This is a genomic window from Gilvibacter sp., assembly GCF_013214815.1.
Taxonomy (GTDB): Bacteria; Bacteroidota; Bacteroidia; order Flavobacteriales; family Flavobacteriaceae; genus Gilvibacter.
Genome location: NZ_JABSPU010000114.1, coordinates 1 through 4,057 on the forward strand (window position 1 = coordinate 1; position 4,057 = coordinate 4,057).

Sequence of the window (4,057 nt, forward strand, 5' to 3'; positions counted from 1 at the left end):
GCTACATGTGCTCACTCAAAAGCTTTTGTAGTTGCGCTGTTAAATGCCTACTTTTAATTCATCAAACTGACTTAAATGACCTCCAAGACCATATCCAATGGAATTTTACGCGCAATAGGAATACTGGTCGCTATAGCCGTGCTTATTTGGTTTTTGTATCAAATTCGATCGGTTTTGGTCTATATCTGCTTGGCGGCAGTGATTACTTTAATCGGAAGGCCTATCGTGGTCTTTTTAAGAAGACGCCTGCGTTTTGGAAATACCTTGGCGGTAATTACCACCATTACGCTGATGTTTGGGGTCTTTTTGGGAATCATGTCGCTTTTTATTCCGCTAATTGCTAAGCAAAGTAAAAACCTTTCATTATTGAATATGAATGGCTTACAGAGTAATTTTGAATCGCTCTTTAATCAAGCTAATGACTACTTCTCTGCCAAAGGCATTGATATCCTGTCTTCATTGGAAGAAATGGATTGGCTCTCTAAGATCGATTATAAGGCTGTTCCAGACTTTTTGAATCATATCTTCGGAGCCTTGGGTTCCTTTAGTATAGGACTGTTCTCCGTGCTCTTCATCACCTTTTTCTTTTTAAAGGACAGCGCCCTTTTTGACAATGCCATCTTGAGTTTGGTGAAGAATTCTGATGAGAATCGACTTAAAAAAAGCATTACCAAGATCCGTAACCTTTTGACACGTTACTTTGTGGGCTTATTGGCACAGGTCACGGTGATCTTTATTTTGTACACCATTTTACTGCTGATCTTTGGCATTGAGAACGCTGTGGTGATTGCATTTTTATGTGCACTGCTGAATCTGATTCCTTACGTAGGTCCACTTATTGGTGGGGCGCTGATGTTGCTTTTAAGTATGAGCAGTAATATAGGTGCGGACTTTCAAACCGTGATTCTGCCTACGACAATTTATGTAATGATCGGGGTGGTGATTGTGCAACTCATTGACAATTTTGTGAACCAGCCGCTGATCTTCTCTTCCAGCGTTAAATCACATCCGCTTGAGATCTTTTTGATCATTATTATTGGCGGATTGCTGCTCGGAATTGTAGGGATGGTTGTCGCTGTTCCTGTCTACACAGCTGTTAAAGTAATTGCCAAGGAATTCCTATCTGAATACAAGGTGGTGCAACGCCTGACCAAAAATCTGTAGCGTGAACCTGGAGCTTTTAGCATCTGAGGCGGTTCAGGCCTTTATTTTGGAACATTTAAAGGAGGATCCGCATCAATTGGCCTTAAAAAAGTCGGAAGTTGCTGGTGTCTCCATGCCGGAGATCGCACAACAGGTCGCCGCAAGACAGCGCATCAAAGCCAAATTAACCAAGCTTTACGACCGAGCAGGTTTGGTGTTTCCTCCCAAGCTGAATTTAGAACAGAGCTCTTCTGAGCAAACCGCTGCCTACAAAGCCGCTGCACACAGCGGAAAACACTTATTAGACCTCACCGGAGGCTTAGGGATCGACTCCATGGCCTTTGCGGAGCGGTTTGAGCAAGTTACCTACTGCGAGCACAATGCAGCACTGGCGAAGCTGGCTGCGCATAATTTTAAAATCCTCGGATTTGATAACATCACGGTGCATAGCGGTGACGGAACAGAACTCTTAGAAACCCAAGCTTGGGATATGATCTATTGCGATCCGGACAGACGTTCTAAGGTGCAACGCGCCTTTAAACTGGAGGATTGCGAGCCCAATGTCATTGCATTGCAAGAGCAGCTTCTGGCCAACAGTGCCAAGCTGCTGATCAAAGCACCACCCATGTTGGATCTGCGACAGGCGCAATCCGCTTTAAAGCATTTAAGCAGCATTGAAGTTGTAGCTGTTAAAGGTGAAGTCAAAGAGCTTTTACTGCTTGCGGAACCCAATACCACACAGGTCATTGAACGCGCCATAAACATCGGAACTGATGGCACGGTAACAGACACAATCACCGCAGAGGTTGAGCCTCTGGCCTATTCTGACCCTCAGGCTTACCTATACCTACCTCATGGCGCACTGATGAAGCTGCAGGCCTATGATTACATCAGCGCTCAATACAGCGTTCACAAGCTGGCTAAACACAGTCATGTTTTTACTGCAGACCAATCCATTGATTTCCCAGGAAGACGCTTCCGGGTAACGGAAGTCTTACCTTATGACAAACGGCAGATGAAATCCTTTCTAAAAAAGGACTACTTGGTCATTGCGAAGAACTTTCCGCTTACCGTAGCGCAATTGCGGCAGAAATTCAAGCTCAAAGACGCTGGAGACAAATACCTCATATTTACCACATTAAAACACGGGAGTTGGGTTGTGATCACAGCCGAACTGGATTTGTAAAAAAATCTAAGAATTGGTTGTGTTATCTAATTCGAAAAGTTAACTTTGCCTCCGCTAAAATCAGCAATGGTATTAGTGTTTATTGGAGAGGTGCCAGAGTGGTAATGGAGCAGATTGCTAATCTGTCAACGGGCAACCGTTGCCCGGGTTCGAATCCCGGTCTCTCCGCAACGATCTTACAAAGGATAAGCGTGACAATTTTAATTGTGCATAAACGCTTAGTCCGGGGTGTAGCGTAGCCCGGTTATCGCGCCTGCTTTGGGAGCAGGAGGTCGCAGGTTCGAATCCTGCCACCCCGACAAAAGAAAAAGCCTGTACAGCGTAGAAAGTTTACTTTCTTAAGCGGTACAGGCTTTTTCTTTTAGCAACGAACAAAATATAGGATCATGCGACCAAAGGGAGCATAATCCTTTTGTGAGTTGCAATTTTGCAACAACCCCAAACCAGGATCACGAGCGTAAGCGAGTAATCCCTTTGTTTGTTGCTTATTAAATTTATTAAGTCTAATATCGGGAGCCGTCGGTCGCAGGCCGCTTCGCGGGTAGTTCAACTTAATATCCACAAGTATCGTCTTCTGAATTAGCGTTGTGACTGCCGCTTCGCGGATGCTGCCATCAAAGGTCTACCAGACCTTTGGTTTTGCCAAAGGCAAAACTATATGGCACCAGCCTGTCCACCCCGACTGGATTGTGAAGATTAATAAATGCTGAGCGATTTTATGGCTTTCTCTAGCAACAACCCCAAACCAGGATCTTTTGCGAAGCAAAAGAATCCTTCAAGATTACATCCTTAAGCAGATTCCGTTAATTCTTACAACAGTTTAGTTTATACGTTGTTGGCAATTGTGTTACTTTGCTTCTTAACAACATATGTTTTGGCAATGAAATCCTTTAATGATCTTTGATATTTACTCATGTCTGAAAGATAAACTACAATATCCACTAGAGTTGAATATGACAAAAATGAAGCTATCGTTGTCAATAAAGGATATTCTTCACCCATTCTCATGCCAAATTCTATTACGCCGTCTGATCCTGTCACATAAGAATTATTAAATGCAAAGAAATGCACAACTATGTAAACTAGAGAAGGAATTATTAATATTAAACTTCTCATCAAAGATCTTTGTAGATCGATATAGTTGTAATTAGTATCAGTTACCTCAATTTTCATTGCAATTTTCCCGAGAGTGGCATAGTACTTTGCCTCCATGTAAGGCTTATAAAGTATTGCTATCAAAGTAAAAAGGAGATAAATCCAAAAGCTTTTGAATATAGAGAAGTTCACAGAATTGACTAAAAAGGTAAGCCCTCCTATTATAATTGCATCTATTAAACTTGCAAAAAACCTATCTGAAAATTCGGCATGTTTTCGTGTTTCACTATTCATTTCTAACATAATTGCCAACGTCTTCGCATAAACCGCGGGCGGCATGTGGCGTGCGGCTGGATTCCCCAACTTCATCTACCCCGCATTTTAATCAGCAGGGAGAGCCACCAAGCCTAAACTTAGACGTTTCGTTTTGTTTTAATTAAAGTTACTAGTTTTTGGGGTTACTGCAATGAAGTTTTGCCTGTCAAAACTGAATGTCTGGTGGACATTCAATGAAAGTACCCACGAAGTGGACAAACTAGCCATGCGGTTTTATGCGTTGTTGTGCACTGGCTAATTATTTACAACTAATCAATGTGCCTGAACCACGATACTCAAATTCATAAATAAATTCAT

The 4,057-nt window shown here is 42.5% G+C and carries 3 protein-coding genes and 2 tRNA genes; 4 read left to right on the plus strand and 1 reads right to left on the minus strand.

The features are described from left to right. The first annotated feature begins 75 nt into the window (after positions 1-75). The 4 genes from HRT75_RS14145 to HRT75_RS14160 all read left to right on the plus strand — a co-directional run bounded on the left by HRT75_RS14145 (position 76) and on the right by HRT75_RS14160 (position 2,628). On the plus strand, positions 76-1,164 hold the full coding sequence (locus HRT75_RS14145; protein WP_291188088.1) for an AI-2E family transporter: 1,089 nt from the start codon (positions 76-78) through the stop codon (positions 1,162-1,164). Between the two features lies 1 nt (position 1,165). After that, the gene (locus HRT75_RS14150; protein WP_291188091.1) at positions 1,166-2,329 is read left to right on the plus strand and encodes a class I SAM-dependent methyltransferase; all 1,164 of its coding nucleotides are present in this window, start codon (positions 1,166-1,168) and stop codon (positions 2,327-2,329) included. Between the two features lie 84 nt (positions 2,330-2,413). Further along, a tRNA-Ser gene (locus HRT75_RS14155) sits at positions 2,414-2,497 on the plus strand. Positions 2,498-2,553: 56 nt separating this feature from the next. Next, a tRNA-Pro gene (locus tag HRT75_RS14160) sits at positions 2,554-2,628 on the plus strand. Positions 2,629-3,154: 526 nt separating this feature from the next. On the opposite strand, the gene HRT75_RS14165 is transcribed toward HRT75_RS14160, so the two are convergent. Beyond that, positions 3,155-3,793 carry an RDD family protein gene (locus HRT75_RS14165; protein WP_291188095.1) on the minus strand — a complete coding sequence of 213 codons (639 nt, stop codon included), beginning with the start codon at positions 3,791-3,793 and terminating at the stop codon, positions 3,155-3,157. Positions 3,794-4,057: the final 264 nt, after the last annotated feature.

Coding starts and splice junctions, on each gene's coding strand:
- HRT75_RS14145 (WP_291188088.1), top strand. CDS start 76: ATGACCTCCAAGACCATATCCAATGGAATTTTACGCGCAATAGGAATA.
- HRT75_RS14165 (WP_291188095.1), bottom strand. CDS start 3,793: ATGAAGTTGGGGAATCCAGCCGCACGCCACATGCCGCCCGCGGTTTAT.